The organism is Oleiphilus sp. HI0132 (genome assembly GCF_001635845.1).
In genome coordinates this window covers 1-846 of the sequence record NZ_LWGJ01000261.1, presented here as the reverse complement: position 1 = coordinate 846, position 846 = coordinate 1, and the positions used below count along the sequence as shown (strand labels likewise).

The following is an 846-nucleotide window of genomic DNA, read 5'->3' as shown; positions in this document are numbered from 1 at the left end:
AAGCGTGTGATGAAACTCGGGGTTATCTGAATAAATAAAGGGGAAAAGCTTCGCTCTCATAATACCAAAGAACAGCATGTACAAGAATGCTGCGACTGAATAGTATAAATACAGCTTTTCCCTGAGCGCGACAAAGATTAATAAGTTAAAGAAGACAATAACTGATACAACGCCAAAGTAGGTCGCATGTAATGCGTCTTCTTTTCCTAGCTGCACAAAGGTGCTCGTTGCATCAGAAATTTTCATCGGAACCAACTGAGAACCTGCCGTGTCGACTCTTAGATAAATCTGGTGGGTTTCACCCGCAGCTATTTTGACAGGAAAGAGAAAATTAGGGTGATCTATCAGGCGCTGCGAATAGGGCTTTCTATCTCCGGTGTGAACTTCACTGACTAAGTTGTCACCTGCAAAATGATAAAAATCCACATAATCCAACAAAGGGTAACTGATCTCTAGAATCTGCTCCTTTTGCGCCTGGCTTGGGTTACTTAATTCAAAACGATACCAGTACGGATAACGCTGATAACCAAAGTTAGCCGAGTCTTCACTAAGACCTTTCCATTCACCTTCTCTTACAAGGCTTTTTATTGCCTCTATGCCGCTGTTACCTGAGTGATCTACTAGGTATTCACTTCGAATAATACGGGGCGCACCATCGTCTGGCATCACATTCGTAATACCCCAAGCAGGCCCGATAAAGCTTCCACTTAGACACAGCAAGAATATCAGTAGCGGCCTAAGCAAAATGTTTTTTAAGAACGTCATATATAAGGTTGGCTAATTTTAGTGTAAACAATTTCTCTGTTTCTTAAGCGTAGCAGGACAATTGATTTTTTCCTCTGCTCA

Annotated in this window: 1 protein-coding gene; it reads right to left on the bottom strand. The window is 41.7% G+C overall.

All coding sequences use genetic code 11. The features are described from left to right. Positions 1-765: 7TM-DISM domain-containing protein (locus A3766_RS03210; RefSeq protein ID WP_197479260.1), on the bottom strand; the 765-nt coding region annotated here is incomplete at its 3' end. Between the last annotated feature and the right edge of the window lie 81 nt (positions 766-846).